The 21,577-nt window shown below is 48.4% G+C and carries 20 protein-coding genes and 1 other annotated feature; of the genes, 16 read left to right on the top strand and 4 right to left on the bottom strand.

Annotated features, from left to right (window positions below):
- Window positions 1–177: 177 nt before the first annotated feature.
- The 5 genes from B5F87_RS06470 to B5F87_RS06450 all read left to right on the top strand — a co-directional run bounded on the left by B5F87_RS06470 (window position 178) and on the right by B5F87_RS06450 (window position 5,114).
- A complete protein-coding gene (locus tag B5F87_RS06470; protein WP_087278505.1) occupies window positions 178–1,881 on the top strand; it encodes an SWIM zinc finger family protein in 1,704 nt (567 codons plus the stop codon).
- A 321-nt stretch (window positions 1,882–2,202) separates the two neighbouring features.
- Window positions 2,203–2,667 carry an Hsp20/alpha crystallin family protein gene (locus tag B5F87_RS06465; RefSeq protein WP_087278502.1) on the top strand — a complete coding sequence of 155 codons (465 nt, stop codon included), beginning with the start codon at window positions 2,203–2,205 and terminating at the stop codon, window positions 2,665–2,667.
- A 90-nt stretch (window positions 2,668–2,757) separates the two neighbouring features.
- Window positions 2,758–3,342, top strand: a complete 585-nt coding sequence (locus B5F87_RS06460; protein ID WP_087278499.1) for a 50S ribosomal protein L25 — start codon at window positions 2,758–2,760, stop codon at window positions 3,340–3,342.
- A 64-nt stretch (window positions 3,343–3,406) separates the two neighbouring features.
- Entirely contained in the window at window positions 3,407–4,480 is a 1,074-nt protein-coding gene (locus B5F87_RS06455; protein WP_087278497.1) for a J domain-containing protein, read from the top strand.
- Between the two features lie 199 nt (window positions 4,481–4,679).
- Window positions 4,680–5,114: an Hsp20/alpha crystallin family protein gene (locus tag B5F87_RS06450; protein WP_087278494.1), complete on the top strand. Its 435-nt coding sequence runs from the start codon at window positions 4,680–4,682 to the stop codon at window positions 5,112–5,114.
- Window positions 5,115–5,276: 162 nt separating this feature from the next.
- Here the strand turns inward: B5F87_RS06450 and B5F87_RS06445 are convergent, their stop codons facing one another.
- Window positions 5,277–5,681, bottom strand: a complete 405-nt coding sequence (locus tag B5F87_RS06445) for a BMC domain-containing protein (RefSeq protein ID WP_158096978.1) — start codon at window positions 5,679–5,681, stop codon at window positions 5,277–5,279.
- Between the two features lie 116 nt (window positions 5,682–5,797).
- Between B5F87_RS06445 and B5F87_RS06440 the strand changes: the two genes are divergently transcribed.
- Both B5F87_RS06440 and B5F87_RS06435 read left to right on the top strand, forming a co-directional pair.
- The gene (locus B5F87_RS06440) at window positions 5,798–6,580 is read left to right on the top strand and encodes a TrmB family transcriptional regulator (protein ID WP_242964283.1); all 783 of its coding nucleotides are present in this window, start codon (window positions 5,798–5,800) and stop codon (window positions 6,578–6,580) included.
- A 55-nt stretch (window positions 6,581–6,635) separates the two neighbouring features.
- Window positions 6,636–7,889, top strand: coding sequence for a diaminopimelate decarboxylase (locus B5F87_RS06435; protein ID WP_087278486.1), 1,254 nt, complete (start codon window positions 6,636–6,638; stop codon window positions 7,887–7,889).
- Window positions 7,890–8,082: 193 nt separating this feature from the next.
- On the opposite strand, the gene B5F87_RS06430 is transcribed toward B5F87_RS06435, so the two are convergent.
- The gene (locus B5F87_RS06430) at window positions 8,083–8,550 is read right to left on the bottom strand and encodes a hypothetical protein (RefSeq protein WP_087278483.1); all 468 of its coding nucleotides are present in this window, start codon (window positions 8,548–8,550) and stop codon (window positions 8,083–8,085) included.
- A gap of 355 nt (window positions 8,551–8,905) precedes the next feature.
- On the opposite strand from B5F87_RS06430, the gene B5F87_RS06425 reads away from it, so the two are divergent.
- The 7 genes from B5F87_RS06425 to B5F87_RS06395 all read left to right on the top strand — a co-directional run bounded on the left by B5F87_RS06425 (window position 8,906) and on the right by B5F87_RS06395 (window position 17,103).
- Window positions 8,906–9,382, top strand: a complete 477-nt coding sequence (locus B5F87_RS06425) for an NAD(P)H-dependent oxidoreductase subunit E (protein WP_087278480.1) — start codon at window positions 8,906–8,908, stop codon at window positions 9,380–9,382.
- A gap of 24 nt (window positions 9,383–9,406) precedes the next feature.
- A complete protein-coding gene (locus B5F87_RS06420) occupies window positions 9,407–11,290 on the top strand; it encodes an NADH-quinone oxidoreductase subunit NuoF (RefSeq protein ID WP_087278477.1) in 1,884 nt (627 codons plus the stop codon).
- A gap of 14 nt (window positions 11,291–11,304) precedes the next feature.
- A complete protein-coding gene (locus tag B5F87_RS06415) occupies window positions 11,305–12,987 on the top strand; it encodes a [FeFe] hydrogenase, group A (protein WP_087278474.1) in 1,683 nt (560 codons plus the stop codon).
- A 115-nt stretch (window positions 12,988–13,102) separates the two neighbouring features.
- Window positions 13,103–14,068: a helix-turn-helix transcriptional regulator gene (locus B5F87_RS06410; protein ID WP_087278472.1), complete on the top strand. Its 966-nt coding sequence runs from the start codon at window positions 13,103–13,105 to the stop codon at window positions 14,066–14,068.
- Window positions 14,069–14,218: 150 nt separating this feature from the next.
- Window positions 14,219–15,115 carry a molybdate ABC transporter substrate-binding protein gene (gene modA / locus B5F87_RS06405; protein WP_087278469.1) on the top strand — a complete coding sequence of 299 codons (897 nt, stop codon included), beginning with the start codon at window positions 14,219–14,221 and terminating at the stop codon, window positions 15,113–15,115.
- A gap of 102 nt (window positions 15,116–15,217) precedes the next feature.
- On the top strand, window positions 15,218–15,943 hold the full coding sequence (gene modB, locus B5F87_RS06400) for a molybdate ABC transporter permease subunit (protein WP_087278466.1): 726 nt from the start codon (window positions 15,218–15,220) through the stop codon (window positions 15,941–15,943).
- 17 nt (window positions 15,944–15,960) lie between these two features.
- Window positions 15,961–17,103 (top strand): ATP-binding cassette domain-containing protein, encoded by a 1,143-nt coding sequence (locus tag B5F87_RS06395; protein WP_087278463.1) that lies wholly within the window; start codon window positions 15,961–15,963, stop codon window positions 17,101–17,103.
- Window positions 17,104–17,180: 77 nt separating this feature from the next.
- On the opposite strand, the gene B5F87_RS06390 is transcribed toward B5F87_RS06395, so the two are convergent.
- Window positions 17,181–17,990, bottom strand: coding sequence for an HAD family hydrolase (locus tag B5F87_RS06390; RefSeq protein WP_087278460.1), 810 nt, complete (start codon window positions 17,988–17,990; stop codon window positions 17,181–17,183).
- A 205-nt stretch (window positions 17,991–18,195) separates the two neighbouring features.
- On the opposite strand from B5F87_RS06390, the gene B5F87_RS06385 reads away from it, so the two are divergent.
- Window positions 18,196–18,717, top strand: coding sequence for a peptidylprolyl isomerase (locus tag B5F87_RS06385; protein WP_087278457.1), 522 nt, complete (start codon window positions 18,196–18,198; stop codon window positions 18,715–18,717).
- 259 nt (window positions 18,718–18,976) lie between these two features.
- Here B5F87_RS06385 and B5F87_RS06380 read toward each other — a convergent pair whose 3' ends face one another.
- Entirely contained in the window at window positions 18,977–19,207 is a 231-nt protein-coding gene (locus B5F87_RS06380) for an HPr family phosphocarrier protein (protein ID WP_087278455.1), read from the bottom strand.
- A gap of 231 nt (window positions 19,208–19,438) precedes the next feature.
- Here B5F87_RS06380 and B5F87_RS06375 point away from each other — a divergent pair, with 231 nt between their 5' ends.
- Window positions 19,439–21,175 (top strand): S8 family peptidase, encoded by a 1,737-nt coding sequence (locus B5F87_RS06375; protein WP_087278452.1) that lies wholly within the window; start codon window positions 19,439–19,441, stop codon window positions 21,173–21,175.
- Window positions 21,176–21,331: 156 nt separating this feature from the next.
- Window positions 21,332–21,555: a binding site (T-box leader), on the top strand.
- Window positions 21,556–21,577: the final 22 nt, after the last annotated feature.

Genomic DNA, 21,577 nt, shown 5'->3' with positions numbered 1-21,577 from the left:
TCCTGATAATGAAATAAAAAATAAGAGCTGCCGAAGTAGGAAAACTACTTTTGAAGAAAAATAATCTGTGCAGTGATGCAAACGAGCGTGACAGATGACTATGGCAATTTTTTAATGAAGCTCTAAGATCAAAGTCGGGATAAAAAGGAAAAAAGGATACAAGCAGGAGGGAATATTATGTTTGAATGGAAATCACTGTTCAGCAGCCAGATTTTAAAACGTGGTTTTGATTATTTTGAAGAAGGAAATGTTATGGAACTTGCCAGAACGCAAGAGGGATATCGTGCGTTGGTGGCGGGGACGGAGAATTATGAAGTAGAGATCAGCATCCGGGATGAAAAAGTTTACGATATGGGTTGTGATTGCCCTTATGCGGCTGATGGATATTACTGTAAGCACATGGCGGCAGTTTTGTATACAATCGAAGAAGAAATATTTCAACCTGGGAAGAACAGTGTAACGGATCAGTGTGCGACCGGTGAGGAGAAAGCAGAAAAGAAGCAGGATGAGTTGCGGGAAGCAGTTGCAACGATTCCGGAGCCGGAGCTTCGTGAGATTGTGGAAAAAAAGGCGAGAGAAGATACCGGACTATATAATTGGATTATGATTCGGTATGGGACGGTGACGCCGGTGCAGGTGATGCGGATAAAAGAACGAGTGGACGAGATCGCCTGGCGGTATTCGGACAGAAATGGCTTTGTGGACTATTTTGATGGTATGGATTATGCGCAAGAACTATGTGATTTTCTGGACAGAGAGGTGGGGACGTTGGTTCGGGAGAATCATTTAATGGAAGCTTTTGATCTGGTCAATTACGTTTTTCATGAGGTGGGAACCCGTGGCTTGGATGGCTCGAATGGAGAGCATAATTGGGTGGCCGATGAATGTTATAGAATATGGGAAGAGATTCTTGAGAAATGTAATTCAGCGCAGAAGGAGAAAATGCGACAGTGGTTTCGGGAGCATCGGTCAGGGTATGTGGTAGATTTTCTGGAAGATTATCCGGAGAATTTCCTGGTGGAGCGCCTGCAGGATAAAGAAACTTTGCAGGAAAATCTGGCGCGGAATCTGCAGTATGTGGCACATTTGGAGGAAACAGCGGCAGAAAATGAAAATGGATCAGGGGGATATTACTGTCCGTATGCTTCGCCGTTGTTGGATTGTATTGATATCATGGAAAAGCTGGAATATCCGGAGCAGGAGATTCAGGACTTTTGCAGACGGTACTGGAATTTTCCGGAAATTCGCAGAGCTGCGATTCGGGAATATTTGGAAAACAGACAATATACAGAGGCGGTAAATGTCATAGAAGAAAGTAAGAAGATGGATAAGGCGAATGCCCGTCTGACTGCAGAGTACAGCCGTTGGTTGATAGAGATTTATGAGAAGACGGGAAATTTATCGGCTCTTAAAGAAGAATTGCTTTATCAGGTGTTTCATTGTGTGCAGAGGGATTTTATTTATATTTACAAATTGAAAAAATGTTGTGCTGAGATGGAATGGGAGCAATATAAGAATAAGCTGCTGGAATCCGGACTGCCGGAACATATGAAGTATGAGTTTTTAAGAAAAGAGAAAATGTACGGAAGCTTGATGCAGGAGATTCGACAGAATGGTCACATTTCTTATTTGGATATTTATGAGAAAATATTGAAAAAAGAGTTTCCGGAGCAAGTAAGAGACATGTATGCAGAATATGTGAAACAGAAGGTGCAGACTACATCCAATCGAAATGCTTACCGAGAACTGATGCATTATATGAAAAAAGTGAAGAGATATCCGGGAGGGGCAAAGCTGACTGAGAAAATTGCAGAGGATTGGAGGACGAGATATAAAAGGCGGTCTGCTATGATGGATGAGCTTCGCAAGGCCGGATTTTGATATTGTGAAATGGAATGATTAGATTAGTACGCTTTTTTGTTCACAAAATCTTCACAAAATAATTAGCACTCGATGCTTGACATGGCTAATAATGAGTGTTATATTACATCTAGAACAAAGGAAGAGGGATAAAAAGACAGGAAGCTGTACATGATAATTCCTAACCGGAGTTCCAGGAAACGTAATGGTTGAACCTTGAAGCGGAATAGCCGGAATCGGCATGGTGATGATGCCGTGGGCGGCTGTGAAGCGGATGGTTCATAAATGTATAAAAGCGGATTCTGAGTGTCCACTTTTCAAATGGAAAAGGAGCGATGATTTATGTTGATGCCTAGTATTTTTGGAGAAAATTTATTTGATGACTTTTTTAATGATTTTCCGTTCTATGATGACAGAGATATGAAGAGAGCACAGAAGAAGCTGTATGGCCGGAAGGCTAATCATTTAATGAAGACAGATATTAAAGAGATGAAGGACGGCTATCAGCTTGAAGTTGACCTGCCGGGATTTAAGAAAGATGAGATTAAGGTTTCTCTGGAGAATGGTTATCTGACTATTGAGGCAGCCAAAGGACTCGATCAGGATGAGCAGGAGAAAGAGACCGGACGTTATATTCGAAGAGAACGTTATGCCGGCGCCTGCCAGAGAAGCTTCTACGTAGGGGAAGATGTAACGCAGGAAGATATCAAGGCAGAGTTTAAACATGGTATCTTGAACCTGTTTGTTCCGAAAAAAGAAGCAAAACCTGTGGTAGAAGAAAATAAATACATTAATATTGAAGGATAATTTCATTAATTAAATTATGAAATGCGGTGCGGGCGGCTTATGGAGCCGCCCGGAATTCAAGCTTTGACGCAGATAGTGGAGGTATCAGAGATGGATGTTTTAAAAGCGGAAAAAAGAGATATGAGTGTGAAGGCCCGGCGGTTGAGAAGAGAAGGCTTTGTGACGGGAAATGTATGTGGAAAGGATATTGAAGGTTCTATTCCCGTGAAGATGGATAAAAAAGATGTGAATCACATTTTGAAGGATAACAGCAAAGGAAGTCAGATTCTTCTGGAGGTTGACGGAGAGACGCACAATGTACTGATTAAAGAGATTCATTATAATGCCCTCGATAATATTGTGGAGGAGATTGAATTTCAGGCTCTGGTGAAGAACCAGAAGGTACAGTCTGTCGCTGAGATTGTTCTGGAGAACAGAGACAAGGTGGACGGCGGAGTCGTTCAGGAACAGCTGGAAGAGATTGAGTACCGGGCATTGCCAGAGAATCTGGTGGAGAAAATCATTCTTGATGTCGGCGATATGAAGGTCGGAGATATTTTGAGAGTCAAAGATCTGGATATCTTTAAAAATGAAGCGGTAGACGTTCTCTCTGATCCGGAGGCGCAGGTCGTGACAGTGACGGCTGTGAAGAAGGAAGCCGATGCTGAGGAGACTGCGGAGGAAGACGCAGAATAGAGGGGCCGGATAGACGCCGTTGTGCGGCCGCGTGTTCTGTTGATTGATAAAGGAAGGTGATGAAATGGCAGCAAAAAGAGATTATTATGAAGTGCTTGGCGTTGCAAAGAATGCCAGCGCCGCCGAGATTAAGAAGGCGTATCGTAAGTTGGCAAAGAAATATCACCCGGATACGAATCCCAATGACAGGCATGCGGAGGAAAGGTTTAAAGAAGTTTCTGAGGCTTACGATATCCTCAGTGATGAGGAGAAACGGAAAATGTACAATCAGTTCGGGCATGCGGCTTTCTCGGAGGGCGGTTCCGGAGGTTTTGGCGCCGGCGGCAATGGTTACAGCTACAGCCGGAACAATGGGAACGGATACCAGGAGTTTCATTTTCACACCGGCGATGGCAATATGAACATGGATGATTTTTTCAGCGATCTGTTCGGCGGGGCCTTTAAGAACGGCGGCTTCGGCGGAGCAGCTTTTCACGGTACGGGCTCGCGTGGGTCTGGCTATGGAAGTTCCGGTTTTACAGACTTCGGAGGAAGTTCCGGATTCGGCAGTCATTTTGGTGGTGGATATTCCGGAAAAGGAGCCGATTTGAATGCCGACGTGGACGTCACATTTGATGAGGCGGCTTTCGGCGGCAAAAAGGTGATTCGCCTGCAGGGCAGCGATGGGCGTGTACAGTCCTACGAGGTAAATATTCCTGCCGGTATTGAGTCCGGCAAGAGTATCCGGCTTCGCGGCAAGGGACAGCCGGGTGCTGGCGGCGGTGAACCGGGTGATTTGATCCTGAAAGTAAATGTACAGGATAAGCCGGGATTTCACCGGGAAGGAGCCGATGTTTATACCACAGCAAATGTACCGTTTACCACTGCGGTCTTTGGCGGCGAGGTTTCCGTTCAGACCATTGATGGAAGAGTTGTGTGCAGGATTCGTCCGGGAACTCAGTCAGGAACGAAGATCAGGCTTCGCGGCAAGGGCGTCGTGAAGATGGGGAGAACATCAGAGCGCGGCGACCAGTATGTCACCGTACAGATTCAGGTGCCGACCAATTTGAGCCGGGAGGCGCAGCGTAAGCTCAAAGAATTTGAGCAGGCATGTAAAAAAACGGGAAGCAGCAGCTTCGGAAGAGGAAGCGCAGCGTGATGATGGCAGCTGCCTGGAAGAAAGCACAGCGTGACAGCATATGATAAAAATAACAGCTTTTAAAGCGTTCACATAGATACACAGAATAATGTATAAATAATTAATATAGATAGATACACAATAAATAAGAGATAGATATACACTATATAAAAGAGGATTCTGAGTATCCACTTTTTAAATGGAAAAGGAGCGATGATTTATGTTGATGCCTAGTATTTTTGGAGAAAATTTATTTGATGACTGGATGGATTTTTCATTTCCGTCTTTTGACAGAGATTTTTATGGAAATAGTTCCCGCAGTGTAATGAAGACAGATGTCAAGGAGACAGATAAAGGATATGAACTTGACATTGAACTTCCGGGTTATCAGAAAGAAGATGTGAAGGCACAGCTGAAAGATGGTTATCTGACCGTACAGGCAGTGAAAAATGTAAATAATGATACGAAGAACGAAGAAGGTGCTTATATCAGAAGAGAGCGTTATGCAGGAACTATGAGCAGGAGTTTCTATGTTGGCGACAATGTGACAGAAGCAGATATTCAGGCTAAGTTTGAGAATGGTGTTCTGAAGCTGGCAGTTCCGAAAAAAGAGGCGAAAAAAGTAGAAGAAAATAAATACATTGCCATTCAATAAAAAATGCCGCGGCATAGCGGCGATGAAAACTATAACGTAACAGTGACATTTTGATATTCCTAACAGCTTTTCTTTGCAGAGAAGCCGTCCGTCGGAGGTAACAAAAACCGCCCGGCGGGCGGCTTATTTATATTTATGTTATTACTTTTCTTACATTTCTGACTATTCGCGTATATAGGCGCCTTTCTGTTCCCAGTGACCAACCCATTTGGCCTGGCGGCTGGTTCCCTGCGGGCGTTTGCCGGAAGCAATCTGCAGCGGGTCGCCTACGGTCTGAGCGTTGTGAATCAGCTTATTGTATACGGATTCGTCCAGAGCTGATTTCTGAACGAGCATATTTACAATGGCAAAAGAGCCATGAATCTTTTCGACAGACAGGGCGGCGGCCTTCATGGCAGACTCCACCGCACTGGCAGTGCCTTCGATCTTGACTACGATCATACCGCTGTGCCCGGAGTATTCATATCCTAATAATTTAACGTTGGCGGATTTTGCGGCGGTGTCCGCGGCCTGGATGGCGGCGGCAAGACCTCTTGCCTCAATCAGCCCGATACATTTTCTTCCCATTGCTGTCACCTGTTTCTTCGTAGAGTCTGTCATTTTTTATTTTTATCTTAACATTTTCCTGCAAAGTGTCAATGGAATTCCTTTTGAAAAAAGGGGGTTATTTTGTGGTGAAATAGTTGACAAAAAAAACGCGGCATTATATAGTAGTACCGACTGGTACCACGTATGGAAAAGAGGCGGGAAATATGCTGGAAGATGGAAGAGTTTCCGATAATATTGTATTGCTGCAGCAGTTCGGATTGACCAGGCAGGAGGCGAAGGTCTATCTGCTTTTGCTGACAGAGGGATGTCTGAGCGGCTACGAGGCGGCAAAAAGAGCCGGTATCTCCCGTTCTAATGCCTACGGGGCGCTGGCGGGGCTGGTGGACAAGGGCGCCGCTTATGTTCTGGAGGAGCAGCCCGTGCGCTATGAGGCGGTGCCGGTGCAGGAGTTCTGTGATAATAAGATACATTTTCTGAAAGAGGCGGCGAAGACGCTGGAGGAGAAGATTCCGAAAGAGATGCACCAGGAGGAGCATTATGTCACCATCCGGGGCAGGAGGAATGTGGAAGATAAGATCAGAAATATGCTGCGCCAGACGAAGGAGAGGGTCTATCTGTTTGGTTCGGCGGCTACCCTGACGCTTTTTGAAAGTGAGCTTAATGAGCTGGTTCAGGCAGGGAGGAAGGTCGTTCTGCTGACGGAGGAGTCCTGTGAACTTGCGGGCGCGATTATGTACTGCACGGCGCAAAGAGGAAGTTCTGTCCGGCTGATCACAGATTCCAGCTATGCCCTGACCGGAGAGCTGGGAGAGGAGGCGCGCACGGCGTGTCTGTATTCCGCGAATCCCAATCTGGTGCAGCTGCTGAAGGACGCCCTGGCCAATGAGATTCAGTTAAATGTTATAAAACAACAGTAAAATGTTCATTTCGAACGGTAAATAAAGCAATATTGACAGAAAGGATAAGGATAAGATGGAGAAAAAACCTTTTGTGACAAAAGAGCAGTTGGAGGAGATTGTAAAAGAATATCCGACGCCGTTTCATCTTTATGATGAGAAAGGAATCCGGGAGACGGCACGGAATCTATACAAGGCGTTTTCCTGGAATGAAGGGTTCCGGGAGTATTTCGCGGTGAAAGCAACGCCGACCCCGGCGATTTTAAAGATACTCAAGGAGGAAGGCTGCGGCGTGGACTGCTCTTCTCTGACAGAGCTTATGATGAGCGACCGCTGCGGTTTTGCGGACGGAGAATCCATTATGTTTTCTTCCAATGAGACTCCGGCGGAGGAATTTGTGCTGGCAAAGAAGCTGGGTGCCATCATTAACCTTGATGATATCACTCATATTGATTTTCTGAAAGAAGCCTGCGGTATTCCGGAGAGAATCTGCTGCCGTTTTAACCCGGGCGGAATCTTTTCTCTGGGGACGGATATTATGGATAATCCGGGCGACGCCAAATACGGCATGACTAAGCCGCAGATTTTTGAGGCGTTTAAACGACTCAAGAGAGAGGGCGTGAAAGAGTTCGGTATTCATTCCTTCCTGGCCAGCAATACAGTATCCAATGAATACTATCCGACGCTGGCGGCGATTCTCTTTAATCTGGCTGTAGAGCTGAAAGAGAATCTTGATGTGCACATCGGGTTTATTAATCTTTCCGGCGGAATCGGTATCCCTTATACACCGGATAAGGAGCCAAACGATATTTTCGCCATTGGCGAGGGTGTTCGCGCCGCTTATGAGGAGATTCTTGTGCCGGCGGGAATGGGAGATGTGAAGATATTCACAGAACTTGGCCGCTATATGCTTGGGCCGCACGGTCATCTGGTGGTAAAGGCCATTCATGAGAAACATACCTATAAGGAATACATCGGTGTGGATGCCTGCGCCTGCAATCTGATGCGTCCGGCCATGTATGGCGCATATCACCATATCACGGTTATGGGCAAGGAAAATGAGCCGTGTGATCATACCTATGATGTGGTAGGTTCTCTTTGTGAGAATAATGACAAATTTGCCATTGACCGTAAGCTGCCGAAGATTGATATGGGAGATCTGCTGGTCATCCACGATACCGGCGCTCACGGTTTTGCCATGGGATATAATTATAACGGCAAATTAAAAAGTGCGGAGATTCTCCTGCAGGAGGATGGAAGCACCAGAATGATCCGTCGTGCGGAGACACCGGAGGATTATTTCGCGACGATTGAAGGATTTGATTTTTAGAATAATTGAGTAAAGATTTTGGGATGCTCCTTCAGAAGGGAAAATTGGTTCCCTTCCGATTGGTGCGTATTGCGCAAAAGGGGAAAAATCGGATAGTAGATTTTTCCCCTGAATATATTCTGATTCTATGGTTATCGTTTTTGTTTATGAAATATAATTTATCAAAATGGTAACTTTAGGTGTCGGTAGTAAATTATGCGATTGAGTCAAAATGCTGTTTCATTTTCTGTACTTCTGATTCCAGGACATTGAACCGGATCAGAAACATTTCTTTTTCACTTTCCATTTGCAGTACATGATCTAATTTGCGTGATAAATCGGTATGACCTTCAGCAATTATTTTTATGTTTCTGTTTGTTTCATTTTCCAGAGTAGTTTCAATTAATGCTGTCCGGAGTTTCAGATCGTCAACATCGGTTTTCAGAGCGCTTACGTCAGTTTTCAGAGCGCTTACGTCGGTTTTCAGAGCACTTACGTCGGTTTTCAGAGCACTTACGTCAATTTTCAGAGCGCTTACGTCAGTTTTCAGAGCGCTTACGTCGGTTTTCAGAGCACTAACATCGGTTTTAAGGTCGGCGATTTCGGACTTGACATCATTAAGGCCAGTGTTTGCGTTTTGTACTTCGGATAAAATCATTTGCAAGAGTTCCCGTTCGGACATTATATCACCTCGCTTTCATTTTGTGTGGGTAAGAGTACTATAACATATACCTTAAAAAATGTCTATAAGATATTAATATATTTTCTTTTCGGAGAGACGAATGGTATTAAGATGATAATAATAAAAGATTTGTTGTTAAAAAAACACAAAAAAAAATACTGAGATTTATGTAAAAAGGCAGAAATACTGCAGTTTGTTAATATGATAACAAAATCCTGTTGTAATTTGTATAATTCTACACTATAATAGATGTGTATTATGCATGTATATATGAAATCTACAGCAAAGAGGTGCTGAGAGAACTATATTAACCTTGAAAGAGCAAGCTGTCGTCGGACAGCAAAAGGAGGGTTTTATGCTGGAGCAAAGTTACTATGACAAAACGGATGAGATAATCGCGTCCCACGGGGCGAGAGAATCCTCGCTGATTCCTATTATACAGGATATTCAGAGTGAGTACCGTTATCTTCCGCCGGAACTGCTTTCTTATGTGGCAGGGAAAATCGGAATTACTGATGCAAAAGCGTACAGTGTCGCAACTTTTTATGAGAATTTTTCCTTTGAACCGAAGGGAAAATATGTTATCAAAGTTTGTGACGGTACGGCCTGCCATGTGCGGAAGTCTCTGACAATTCTGGAAAGACTGTATACGGAGCTGGGGCTTTCCAAGGAGAAAGTGACGACAGACGATATGATGTTCACGATTGAGACGGTTTCGTGCCTGGGCGCCTGCGGGCTTGCGCCGGTGCTGACAGTAAATGACAAGGTGTATCCGGCCATGACGCCGGATGCGGCGGCGGAGCTGATTCAGGAACTGCGTTCAGAAGGTTAGGTCAGGTATAAAGGAGATTAAAAAATGAGGATTGAGAACAGAGAAGCGCTTAATCAGCTGGAAGAATACGCGAAGCAGGTGATTGGGGTCAGCAAATGCAGAATATTGATCTGTGCCGGAACGGGATGTCTGGCCGGCGGTTCCGGGCAGATTTATGAGAAAATGTGCGAGCTTGTCAAAGGATATCCGGATGTGTCTGTGGAATTTGGTCCGGAGATTGCCCATGGAAATGGCCCGGTGACGGTGAAGAAGAGCGGATGTCACGGATTTTGTGAGATGGGCCCGCTGATGCGTATTGAGCCGATGGGTATCTTATATACGAAGGTGTCCGTGGATGACTGTGAGGCTATTTTTGAGAGAACCATCAAAAAAGGAGATGTGATACGTCATCTCCTCTACAAACAGGACGGCATTGAATATCAGAAACAGGAGGAGATTCCTTTCTATAAGAAACAGACCCGTCTGGTACTGAAAAACTGCGGGCATATTGATGCGGAACATATCGAGGAATACATTGCCTGCGGCGGCTACCAGGCGTTTGCCAAGGCGTTGTTTGACATGACGCCGGAGGAAGTCGTGCAGGAAATTATGGATTCCAATCTGAGGGGCCGCGGAGGCGGAGGCTTCCAGACCGGTTACAAATGGAAGCAGGTGGCCGGACAGAAAGAGAAGATTCGTTACGTTGTCTGTAACGGCGACGAGGGAGACCCGGGAGCCTTCATGGACAGAAGTATCATGGAGGGCGATCCGCACAAGATGATCGAGGGTATGATGATCGCGGCGTACGCTGTCGGCGCTCAGGAAGGATATATTTATGTGCGCGCAGAGTATCCGCTGGCCATCAGCCGTCTGAAGCTGGCTATCCAGCAGGCAGAAGAAAAGGGGCTTCTGGGGGACAATATTTTAGGAACAGACTTTTCATTTCATTTACATATTAACCGGGGTGCGGGAGCCTTTGTCTGCGGCGAGGGAAGCGCGCTGACCGCATCTATTGAAGGAAAGCGGGGCATGCCTAGAGTGAAGCCGCCGCGGACTGTGGAGCAGGGGCTTTTCGCGAAACCGACGGTACTCAATAACGTGGAGACCTTTGCCAATGTGCCGATGATCATTACCAATGGAGCGGCCTGGTACAAGACCATCGGGCCGGAGAAGAGTCCGGGAACCAAGGCGTTTGCCCTGACCGGAAGTGTGAAGAACACCGGTCTCATTGAAGTGCCGATGGGAACGACACTGAAGGAAGTTATCTTTGATATCGGCGGCGGCATCAAGGGAGATGCGGAATTTAAGGCGGTGCAGATCGGCGGGCCGTCCGGCGGCTGTCTCATCACCCCGCATCTTGATGTGAGTCTGGACTTTGATTCTCTGAAAAAGATGGGCGCTATGATCGGTTCCGGCGGCCTCGTTGTCATGGACAGCAACACATGTATGGTAGAGGTGGCGAGATTCTTCATGAATTTTACCCAGAATGAGAGCTGCGGTAAATGTGTGCCGTGCCGGGAGGGTACGAAGCGGATGCTGGAGATTCTAGAGCGGATCGTGGCAGGAAATGGAACGCTGGAAGATCTGGATCTGCTGGAAGAACTGGCGACGACTATTACAGACACCGCTCTGTGCGGTCTTGGAAAGAGCGCGGCGCTGCCGGTGATGAGTACGCTGAAATTGTTCCGGGATGAGTATGTGCAGCATGTGGTGGATAAGAAATGTGCGGCGAAGAACTGTACGGCGCTGCGGCGGTTCGTCATCAGTCCAACCCGGTGCAAGGGCTGTTCCAAGTGTGCGAGAAACTGTCCGGTGGGCGCTATCAGCGGAAAGATTAAGGAACCATATGTGATCGATAATTCCAGATGTATCAAGTGCGGCGCCTGCGAGAGTGCCTGTGCATTTGGAGCCATCCACATTGAAGCGTAGGAGGCTGAGAGACTATGAAATATATGACCATCAACAATCGAAAAGTTGCTTTTGATGACGAGAAAAATGTACTTTCTGTCATCCGTAAATCCGGTATTGATCTTCCTACCTTCTGTTATCATTCGGAATTGTCCACCTACGGCGCCTGTCGCATGTGCGTGGTGGAGGATGACCGGGGCAAGATCTTTGCCTCCTGTTCCGAGGTGCCAAGGGACGGAATGGTGATCTATACAAATACGCCGCGGCTGCAGCATCACAGAAAAATGATACTTGAGCTGCTTTTGTCTTCACATTGCCGGGATTGTACCACTTGTAAGAAGAACGGCGTCTGTACCCTGCAGAACCTGGCCAAACAGCTGGGCGTAAGTTATATAAGATTTGAGAACAATAAACCGACGCTGCCGCTGGATGAGAGTTCGGACTGTATTGTCCGTGATCCGAATAAATGTATTCTCTGCGGCGACTGCGTGCGTACCTGTGATGAGATTCAGGGACTGGGCATTCTGGACTTTGCCTACCGGGGTTCAAACATGCAGGTAATGCCGGCGTTTAACAGAACCATGGCGGAAACAGACTGTGTGGGCTGTGGCCAGTGCCGGGTGGTATGTCCGACCGGTGCCATCACCATCAAGCAGAATATCCATCCGGTATGGATGGCTTTGTCAGATAAGAATACCCGGGTGGTGGCGCAGATCGCGCCGGCCGTAAGAGTAGCTGTGGGCGATAAATTCGGTATCCCTAAGGGAGAAAATGCACTGGGACAGCTGGTGGCGGCTCTGCGGCGCATGGGATTTGACGAGATTTATGATACCAATTTTGGCGCAGACCTGACAGTCATGGAAGAGGCCAAGGAATTTGTGGAGCGGCTGGAGTCCGGAGAAAATCTTCCGCTTTTTACTTCCTGCTGTCCGGCATGGGTGAAGTTCTGTGAGAATAAATACCCTGATCTGCGGAAACACATTTCAACCTGCCGTTCTCCGCAGGAGATGTTCGGGGCTATCATCAAGGAAGAAGCCCGTATGAATAAAGAAGATACGAGAAAGACTATGGTGGTTTCCATCATGCCTTGTACTGCAAAGAAAGCGGAGATTCTTCGTCCGGAGCATTATACCGACGGCGAGCAGAACGTGGATCTGGTGCTGACTACCACGGAGATCACACGTATGATCAAGGAGGCCGGCATTGATCTGTCTCAAATGCCGTCCGAAGCTCTCGATATGCCGTTTGGCCTGTCCTCCGGAGCCGGAGCTATCTTCGGCGTTACCGGCGGCGTTACAGAGGCGGTGCTCCGTCGGCTCGTTGACAGCAGCGCGGCGGAGGATCTGGAGAATATCAGCTTTACCGGAATCCGCGGTACCGAAGGAATTAAAGAAGCTGTGGTAGATTTTCACGGGCGTGAGCTGAAACTGGCGGTGGTCAACGGCCTGCGCAATGCCGACGAAGTGATGAAGAAGATCCAGTCCGGAGAGGTATACTATGACTTTGTGGAAGTCATGGCCTGCAAACGAGGATGTATGGCTGGCGGCGGTCAGCCGGTTCCAATCGGCCCGCGCACCAAGGCAGCCAGATTTGAGGGTATCTATAGGATTGACAGTGTGGCGCAGATCAAGCGTTCCAACGAGAACCCTATTATCCAGACTCTTTACGATGGACTGCTGAAAGGAAAAGAGCATAAGCTTCTTCATAATGAGTGGTAAATATGATATGATAAACAGGGAGCAGCGAGTGTCTGCTCCCTGTTTTGAATGTGAAGAAACAGCACATGACGACTGCTGATCATGAAAATATACAGGCAGCGGAAAGGGGAAGACCATGCGTGAGAATTTATTGACTGTGGTGGAAGCGGCAGAAGTTCTGAAGGTAAAGAAAAATACCGTTTACGATATGATAAAACGTGGGGATCTGAAGGCGTCCAAGCTGGGTAAACAGCTTCGTATCCGGCAGGAGGATCTGGATGAATATATCCGGTACGGAGGCCGGACGCCGAAGGAGGCAGCCGGAGAAGAGGGAAGTTCATCGGCAGGAGCGGGCTGGCTGCGGAGCGGATTGGCAGAAGGAAGGAGAAACGATAACGGGCCTCTGATCATCTGCGGGCAGGATGTGGTGCTTGATATTCTGGCGGACCGGCTGAGCCGCCATCCGGAAGGATGTCCGGCAGTGCGATCTTATAAGGGGAGCTATAATGCGCTCTATGCCATGTATCAGGGACAGGTGGATGTGGCGACGGCGCATCTTTGGCATGGGGCGACGGATAGCTATAATCTGCCTTATGTGAGCAGTATGCTGCCGGGGACAGATCTGGTGGTCGTCCATATGCTCAAGCGGAAGGAGGGCTTTTATGTGAAGAAGGGGAATCCGAAGAATATTCAGACCTTCGATGATCTGAAAAGAGAAGATGTCCGGATTGTGAGCCGCGAGGCAGGAAGCGGGGCAAGGGTGCTGATGGATGAAAAACTGCGGCAGCATCACATTTCTCCGGCAGAGGTGCGGGGGTATCATAATATCGTCAATTCCCATCTGGAAGCTGCCGCCGCTGTCTCAAGAGGTGAAGCCGACGTGGCGCTGGGAACAGAGAAGCACAGCCTTCAGGTATCTGGTATTGATTTTATCTTTCAGCAGGAGGAATCCTATGATATGGTCTTTCGTAAGGAGGACTTTTGGAAGCCGCCGTATCAGGCGCTGCTCCATATCCTGCAGTCTTCAGAATACCAGGAAGAGGTTTTCGCTTTAGGAGGGTATGATGTGACAGGTATGGGAGAAGTTATTTATTCGGATTAGATATTTTTTACATGTCAGGAAGATACCGCGTTAGTTTTTATAATTATGTTTGTCCTTTTTTGTTGGATTTTTATGGTGGTATGAGTATAATAAAAAAGAAATAAAACAATACAAAACACAATAAAATAAGCAAAAAAGAAGGAGAAAAACATGAAAAAACACGGTTTGGTAAAGAAATGTATGACTTTTGCGCTGGGAGCGGCGCTGATTATGGGCATGGCAGGCTGCGGCCCGGCCGGTTCTGACAGCGGCAGCGGACAGGATGCCAACGAGACGTCCGGAACAGAAGCGGCCCGGGAGGGGGCCACTGCGGCGCAGGCGGCAGCGGGAGAGGAGACGACGCTTTTGATCGCGGCTGCAGCCAGTCTGGAAGCGGTATTTGAGGATCAGCTGATTCCGATGTTTGAGGAAGCTAATCCGGGCATTCAGATGGAAGGAACTTACGCAAGCTCCGGTGATCTGCAGCAGCAGATTGAATCGGGACTGGAGGCGGATCTGTTTATGTCAGCGGCAACCTCCAATATGGATACCCTGGTGGAGGAAGGCCTTGTTGATCAGGCCTCCGTTGTGAATCTGCTGAAAAACGATGTTGTTCTGATCGTGCCGGAAGGCGTAGAGTCCAACGTTACCGGTTTTGAGGATCTGGCCAACGCAGATGTGGTTGCCATCGGCGATCCGGAAAGCGTTCCGGCAGGAAAATACGCCCAGGAGATTCTTACAGGTCTTGGCATCTATGACCAGGTGGCAGAGAAGGCAAGCTTCGGCAACAGCGTGACCGAGGTACTCACCTGGGTGGCAGAGGGAAGCGCCGACGCAGGCATCGTATATTCTACGGACGCGCTCACAGAAAACAGCAACGGCGATGACAAGAAGGTGACCGTTCTGGCAACGGCAGACAATTCCATGATGGAAACACCGGTCATCTATCCGGTGGGTATCACCACTTCCACCAACAAAAAAGAAGCGGCTCAGACCCTGGAGGACTTCCTGCAGAGCGAAGAAGCCATGAATGTATTTGTGGAAGCAGGATTTACCGCTAATAAATAAACAGTTTTAAATTACAGGTCTTTTGAAACAGCAGTCCGGGCGGCGCATGGCGCGTCCCCGGACGTTCTCTGTGTCACAAGACCGGGATGGAAAGGAATCATTATGGACTGGTCACCGGTACTTATCTCGTTAAAGACAGCGACCGCCAGCATCATCATTACATTTTTTCTGGGAGCTGCCATGGCGGAGCTGGTATTCTGCATCAAAAATAAAAAACTGAAAATGATTCTGGATGGGCTGTTCACCCTTCCGCTTGTTCTGCCGCCGACGGTGGCCGGATTTTTTTTACTGTACATTTTTGGAATCCGGAGACCGGTCGGAAAGTTTCTGGTGGATTATTTCTCGGTGAAGATTGCCTTTTCCTGGGAAGCCACAGTGCTGGCGGCGGTACTCATTTCATTTCCTCTCATGTACCGGGCGGCGAGAGGAGCCTTCGAACAGGTGAATCCCGATCTGCTTTCGGCGGGAAGAACCCTAGGAATGTCCGAGTGGAACATTTTCTGGAAAATACAGTTTCCTGTGGCAAGACCCGGCGTGGTGTCCGGCACGGTGCTGGCCTTCGCCAGAGGTCTCGGCGAATTCGGCGCCACGGCGATGATCGCCGGAAACATCAGCGGCAAGACGAGAACTCTTCCGCTGGCGGTCTACGCGGCGGTGGCGTCCGGAGATACGCGGGAAGCTTCGGGATATGTGGCGGTTCTGGTCGGCATCTCATTTCTGGTTGTGATCATGATGAATTATTTTTCTATGAAGACGCCGGGAAGCGACAGAGCGGGCAGGCGCGGACGCCGAGGAAAACGTGCCGCCGGATTCACCGAGAATAAATAGGAAAGCAGGTAAAAGAGATGGCGATAACAGTGCACATCAGAAAACAATTGAAAGATTTTGAATTGAAGGTGGATTTTGAGCTGGAAAGCGGCTGTATGGGACTTCTTGGCGCGTCGGGCTGCGGAAAGAGCATGACCCTCAAATGTATCGCGGGAATCGAGACGCCGGATTCCGGCCGGATCACACTCAACGGCCGTGTGCTGTTTGACTCCGGGCGAAAAATAAATGTATCGCCGCAGAAGAGAAAGGTGGGCTATCTCTTCCAGCAGTACGCGCTGTTTCCGCACATGACGGTGCGGCAGAATGTGGAGGCGGGGCTGTCCGGCGCCGGAAAAAAATTCTCCTCCAGACAGGAGAAGAACGAGTACATTACCGGCCTGCTGGAACAGTTCCATATACCGGAGCTGGCAGACGCACTGCCAGGACGATTGTCCGGCGGTCAGCAGCAGCGGGTCGCCCTGGCGAGAATCATCGCTTCCGATCCGGATATCCTGCTTCTGGATGAGCCATTTTCCGCCCTGGACAGCTATCTTCGGGAGCAGCTTCTGCAGGAGATGAAAGGCATGCTTGGCAGCAACTATCAGAAAGATGTGCTGATGGTGTCCCACAGCCGGGACGAAATCTATCAGATGTGCCCGAGGATGGCGGTTATGTGCCCGGGAGGTATAGAAATAGCCGGCAGCACAAAGGAACTTTTCCGCAATCCGGTCACCGTGGGAGCAGCCAGACTCACCGGCTGCAAAAACCTGTCCCGGGCAGAGATTCTCAGCGACCACGAGCTGTATGCCATAGACTGGGGAGTCCGCCTGCATGTGGCAGACGTCATCGCGGAGGGCGTCACCCACGTGGGGCTGCGCGCCCATGATTTTGCGGTGATGCGTGAGATTGGCGAGGTGGAGCGTGACAATGATTTTTGGCTGGAAAACGAGAGAAAAAGTAATGTGATGCGGTGTACTCTCGAGCGCATCACAGAGGCGCCATTTGAGATATATCTTATCTTGAGAAATGTTTCTTCGGAGAATCTGTCGGCAAAACCGGACTTACAGCCAATTTGGTGGAAACTCTCCAAGAAAGAATGGGAGGAGATGCAGGAAAAGATTCCGGAAGCAATCTATTTTCCGCCGGAAAAACTGATATTATTAAAGGAGGAGATCCGCTGAGAAAAAGCGGACTCCTCCTTTTTTTAGCAATTATACTTCTTTGAGCAGAATATATTTACGGGCAGTTCTGCACAGCGTCAGATTAAATGAAAATGCTTCAGTGCCAGATAGATGCCGTCGCGGTCTACCCGCGTCGTCACATAGGAAGTCTGTCCCAGCACCTCCGGGAAAGAATTCCCCATGGCGATGCTGTTTTTGACATGGCGCAGCATGGACAGATCGTTGGAGCTGTCGCCGAATACATAGCAGTCGTCCAGAGAAGCACCCAGATGTTTTACCATGAAATCAATTCCTGTTGCTTTGGAACAGTTTTTCGGAATCATCTCATTGAAATGATATTTGCCCGCAGGTTCCCGCTGGACGCAGGTGAAATCGTTCTCCACAGCTTTTAAGAAACGATCAAAATCGCTGTTTTCATCGGTGAATGCGACGAACTTATCAAAATCCATATCCGGATCATCAAAGCTGCGGACAGCATCCGGGCTGCTGGAAGAAGCGTAAACGCCGCGTATATCTGCCAGAGGAGGAATCAGTTCGACGCTCTCGTCAAAAAAGCAGGAAGAATGTCCTTCAAATGCGCCCTGTACATTTGTTGCACGAAGGATATCTTTCAGACCAAAGCGAACGCTGTCCGGCAGTTTATTGTGAAAAAGGCTCTCTCCTTTAAAGATCACCTCCGTTCCGCAGCCGCATATGTACCCGTCAAAAGGAAACTCTTTAATGGCCTCCGGCATGAAAGAAAAGGTACGGCCGCTGTTGATAAACAGATAATGTCCGTTGGCCTGCGCCTGCATAAGACCTTTGATGGCACTCTCAGGAATATAGCCGGGAATCCCGCCCGCAAGCAGCGTGCCGTCAATATCAAAAAACAATAATTTTCTATCCATTTTAAACTCCTTTGTATACAAAAATAAAATCTTACGGTCATTTATTATAAGAAAGAACCGCGGAAAATGCAAGCGGAAAGCCCCTCATCCGCCAATCCCCGCCTTGGCGGACGATAACAAATGTGCTATGATATATTCCGACGCCGCTGTATGCGGCTAAAACGTAAAATATTATGCAAAAAATGCACAGAAAGGAAGAGTAGTTATGGCAAATCCAATCGTAACGATTACAATGGAAAACGGCGACGTGATGAAAGCGGAGCTGTATCCGGAGATTGCTCCGAATACTGTTAATAACTTTATCTCTCTGGTAAAGAAGGGATTTTATGACGGGCTCACATTCCACCGGATCATCAAAGGCTTTATGATTCAGGGCGGATGTCCTCTGGGAAATGGTACGGGCAATCCGGGCTACAGTATCAAAGGAGAATTCAGAAGCAACGGCTTCGATAATCAGCTGAAACATGAAGAAGGCGTTCTTTCCATGGCGAGAGCGATGATGCCGGACTCCGCTGGTTCTCAGTTCTTCATCATGCATAAGCCGGCGCCGCATCTGGACGGCGAGTATGCTGCTTTCGGAAAGATCATCGAAGGTATGGATGTGGTGGACAGAATCGCCTGTGAGAAGACTTTCGGGGATTCCCCATATCATAAACAGGTGATGAAGACTGTCACAGTAGATACATTTGGAGAGGAATATCCGGAACCGGAGAAACTTGACCGCTAAGAAATGTATCCGTGGCCGGCGGTAAACGGCAGCCATTTGCCAGATAGATGTCGGCGTCTGATCGCGAGTGCGCATCCCGCCCGGAGGGCTTTTATATTATAGGAATTCCAGCGGAATTTCCTATAATATAAAAAACGGGGCAGGGAATGATTTTCCTGTCCTGTTTTGGATTTATATGAAGATCCGGCGGTGGGGCAGCGGGTGATTAATGGAAGAATGAGATGCTGTCGGGGCCTGCGATCTTGTTATTGTATGAAATTCAGATAATAAATGCGGATATAGCATTTGTGACATAATCGGCGTTCTCGTCATTATAAATATTCAGGTGCAAAGGACGTGATATATCCAGACTGAAAATGCCCATAACAGACTTGGCATTTACTCTGGAACAGCCAGATACCAAGTCGAAACGGCCGTTGTACTCATTGATGATTTTAACGAAAGCCTGAATTTTGTCCAAAGAATCAATGTTGACGGTAGCTGTAGTCATTGTTTCTTCCCTCCGTGTGCTGCAATCCTCAAAATCTGTTCTATGTGTTTTCTAACGGAATGTTTTTAAATGTCATGGCAATGCAGTTGGCACTGCTCACATCGGTTGTTCTTTAAGGAACGATTTTATGTTATCACTTCGAAGAAAAAAATCAAGATGGAAAAAATAACATAATTTTTTTTGCGGGGCATAATATAAATAGGAAAATTGACGAGAGTTGAGGACGAATATATGGGAAATATGCAATATCAGCAGACGGGCAAAATGCATTGCTTTAATGATGCGGCCATAGATGAAAGCTATCAGAATTATCTGATTGACTATCTTCTGGACGGTGCAACCTTTCTGGAAAATTATCCGTCTCTCTGTCTGGAGCCGGCAGGCAATAATCAGGCAATCGTATACATATATCAGCCGGGAGCTTTTACCGGAGAGCGGCCGGATATCAATTATAATAAGGTACCTCGGCTGTATGGACTGATGACTTCCAGGGAACTGGAGGAGACAGGTGTCATTCGTGTCCGGCGTTCGCCTCAGCTTGGGCTGCGGGGAATCGGGACGCTTGTGGGTATTATCGATACGGGAATTGATCTGACCAGCGGGATGTTTCGCTATGAAGACGGCAGCACGAAAGTTGCCGCTTACTGGGATCAGGGAGATCAGGAAGGACAGCGGCCGGAAGGCTACTCTTTTGGAAGAGAATGGAGCCGGGAGGCAATCGATGGGGCGCTGACCGACAATCCAAGAGAGCTTCCGCGGGACGAAAACGGACATGGTACATTTCTGGCGGGCATAGCAGCCGGCCGGGAAGATGAGGAAGCGGATTTCTCCGGAGCGGCTCCGGATAGTGAGCTGGTGGTTGTGAAACTGAAACGGCCGAAAAAATATCTTCTGGATTTTTATTCTGTGCGGGACGATGTGTGGGCGTGTCAGGAAGATGATGTGATACTCGCCATCCGGTATGTGCTGGGTATCTCGACGGCGCTGCAGCGGCCGGTATCTATCTGTATCGGTATTGGTACTAATCTGGGCGGCCACAGCGGGAACGGCAGTCTGGAACGGTATATCTCCCAGAACTCTCTGCTGCCGGGCGTTTCTTTCCACATCGCCTCTGGAAACGAAGGTATCAGCGGGCACCATTTTCGGGGAAATGTACCGGCAGGGGAGGAATATGAGACGGTGGAGTTTAACGTGGCGGAAGGAGAGAACGGGTTCATCATGGAGCTGTGGGGCGATGCGCCGGTGACGTTTTCCGTGGGTCTGATCTCTCCGGGCGGAGAAACTGTGGAGCGGATTCAACTCAAATTAAATGAATTCCGGAGCATCCGTTTCTTTCCGGAAAACACCGTACTCCAGATCCGCTCCTTTGTGGGAGAGACAGTGGGCGGCGAACAGGTGATCCGCATGAACTTCCGGAGTCCCGCCGCCGGTCTCTGGCGGCTGCGGGTTTATGCCGAAGGGCAGGGAAACCGCACCTTTAACCTGTGGATGCCCATCACCAACTTCCTGAAAGAAGATACATTTTTCGTGAGTCCGGAGGCCACGGACACACTGACCTCGCCGGGGGACGCCATTTACGGCATTACCTATGTGCCTTATGACGCCGCATCGCAGAGCCTGTATGTCCGCGCCAGCCAGGGATACACCCGCGACGGCCGGGTGAAACCCGACCTGGCAGCTCCGGGAGTAGATGTGCATATACCGTCCCCGGCGGCCGCTTCCGGCGACGGCCGCCGGGAGATCAGCCGCAGCGGGAGCAGCGTTGCCGCTGCCTTCGGGGCAGGCATCGGCGCTCTCATGCAGGAGTGGGCCATCGTGCAGGGCAATGATTTGTCTCTAAACGGACAGAATATGCGGTTTTATCTCATCCAGGGAGCAGACCGTCCCGGCGCTTATGACTACCCGAACCGGGAGTGGGGCTACGGGATGGTGAATATTTACGACGCCTTTTTGTCCATGAGGCGGTAGGTAGCGAAAAGCGTTATCTGTATGGTGTAAAAGTATCTGTTTTTCATCACTTGGACATAACAACAGCCTGCGTGGCATAACCGGAACTTCGCAAATCCAATTTCCATATTGACAAATCCCATCCTCCGGTGCTATTATCACGGCAAAAGAACAACAGAAAAAGCGATGACGGAAAAAAGTAGTTTGCGGGAAGCATCCAGAGAGAACGGCGTTTGGTGGAAGCCGTTTATGTGAAACGTTTACGAAAACCATTCCCCAGCCGCGGCGCCGAAGATGAATTGCCATTGGTAAGCGCCGACGTACACCTGCGTTAAAGGTTAGGATTTGATGGAATCTGAAGTGAAAAGTGAAGGTGGAACCGTGCGATACGCACCCTTGGAAGATATATGAACATATGTCTTG

Source organism: Eubacterium sp. An3, assembly GCF_002159465.1.
GTDB lineage: Bacteria > Bacillota > Clostridia > Lachnospirales > Lachnospiraceae > Anaerobutyricum > Anaerobutyricum stercoris.
The sequence above is the reverse complement of the archived record's forward strand: the minus strand, read 5'-3'. Positions and strand labels throughout refer to the sequence as shown.

Excerpts from the sequence above, each read along its gene's own strand:
- B5F87_RS06470 (WP_087278505.1), top strand. The coding sequence starts at position 178 with ATGTTTGAATGGAAATCACTGTTCAGCAGCCAGATTTTAAAACGTGGT.
- B5F87_RS06465 (WP_087278502.1), top strand. The coding sequence starts at position 2,203 with ATGTTGATGCCTAGTATTTTTGGAGAAAATTTATTTGATGACTTTTTT.
- B5F87_RS06460 (WP_087278499.1), top strand. The coding sequence starts at position 2,758 with ATGGATGTTTTAAAAGCGGAAAAAAGAGATATGAGTGTGAAGGCCCGG.
- B5F87_RS06455 (WP_087278497.1), top strand. The coding sequence starts at position 3,407 with ATGGCAGCAAAAAGAGATTATTATGAAGTGCTTGGCGTTGCAAAGAAT.
- B5F87_RS06450 (WP_087278494.1), top strand. The coding sequence starts at position 4,680 with ATGTTGATGCCTAGTATTTTTGGAGAAAATTTATTTGATGACTGGATG.
- B5F87_RS06445 (WP_158096978.1), bottom strand. The coding sequence starts at position 5,681 with ATGGGAAGAAAATGTATCGGGCTGATTGAGGCAAGAGGTCTTGCCGCC.
- B5F87_RS06435 (WP_087278486.1), top strand. The coding sequence starts at position 6,636 with ATGGAGAAAAAACCTTTTGTGACAAAAGAGCAGTTGGAGGAGATTGTA.
- B5F87_RS06430 (WP_087278483.1), bottom strand. The coding sequence starts at position 8,550 with ATGTCCGAACGGGAACTCTTGCAAATGATTTTATCCGAAGTACAAAAC.
- B5F87_RS06425 (WP_087278480.1), top strand. The coding sequence starts at position 8,906 with ATGCTGGAGCAAAGTTACTATGACAAAACGGATGAGATAATCGCGTCC.
- B5F87_RS06420 (WP_087278477.1), top strand. The coding sequence starts at position 9,407 with ATGAGGATTGAGAACAGAGAAGCGCTTAATCAGCTGGAAGAATACGCG.
- B5F87_RS06415 (WP_087278474.1), top strand. The coding sequence starts at position 11,305 with ATGAAATATATGACCATCAACAATCGAAAAGTTGCTTTTGATGACGAG.
- B5F87_RS06410 (WP_087278472.1), top strand. The coding sequence starts at position 13,103 with ATGCGTGAGAATTTATTGACTGTGGTGGAAGCGGCAGAAGTTCTGAAG.
- modA (WP_087278469.1), top strand. The coding sequence starts at position 14,219 with ATGAAAAAACACGGTTTGGTAAAGAAATGTATGACTTTTGCGCTGGGA.
- modB (WP_087278466.1), top strand. The coding sequence starts at position 15,218 with ATGGACTGGTCACCGGTACTTATCTCGTTAAAGACAGCGACCGCCAGC.
- B5F87_RS06395 (WP_087278463.1), top strand. The coding sequence starts at position 15,961 with ATGGCGATAACAGTGCACATCAGAAAACAATTGAAAGATTTTGAATTG.
- B5F87_RS06390 (WP_087278460.1), bottom strand. The coding sequence starts at position 17,990 with ATGGATAGAAAATTATTGTTTTTTGATATTGACGGCACGCTGCTTGCG.
- B5F87_RS06385 (WP_087278457.1), top strand. The coding sequence starts at position 18,196 with ATGGCAAATCCAATCGTAACGATTACAATGGAAAACGGCGACGTGATG.
- B5F87_RS06380 (WP_087278455.1), bottom strand. The coding sequence starts at position 19,207 with ATGACTACAGCTACCGTCAACATTGATTCTTTGGACAAAATTCAGGCT.
- B5F87_RS06375 (WP_087278452.1), top strand. The coding sequence starts at position 19,439 with ATGGGAAATATGCAATATCAGCAGACGGGCAAAATGCATTGCTTTAAT.